The organism is Paracoccus sp. S4493 (assembly GCF_000967735.1).
GTDB lineage: Bacteria > Pseudomonadota > Alphaproteobacteria > Rhodobacterales > Rhodobacteraceae > Paracoccus > Paracoccus marcusii.
On record NZ_JXYF01000063.1, the window covers coordinates 1 to 375 of the forward strand.

The following is a 375-nucleotide window of genomic DNA, read 5'->3' on the forward strand; positions in this document are numbered from 1 at the left end:
CCTGCCACATCGCCTTGGGGACGGTGATCTGGCCGATGCGGCTGCTCTCGGCCTCGACCAGCAGGGGGCGGGCGGGATCCAGACGCTCCAGCGCGACGGCCAGGCGACCTTCGAACATCTTCTGGCTGGGCTGGCCCTCGGGGTGGCCGCCGAACAGGCTGCCGCGATGGTTGGCCAGCCCCTCCAGGTCGATCACCTGATGGCCGCGCTGCGCCAGCCGCTGCAGGATAGCGGTCTTGGCGCTGCCCGTGTTGCCGTCCAGCACGATCACCGGGGCCGCGATCGGACCGTTCTGCACCCGGTCCACGACCAGCGACCGCCACGCCTTGTAGCCGCCCTGAACCCGCGCCACGCGCCAGCCGATCTGGCTCAGGA

The 375-nt window shown here is 71.2% G+C and carries 1 pseudogene; it reads right to left on the minus strand.

What is annotated here, in order from left to right:
• Positions 1-375, minus strand: a pseudogene (locus tag TW83_RS21125) (tRNA 2-selenouridine(34) synthase MnmH); the annotation flags it as partial.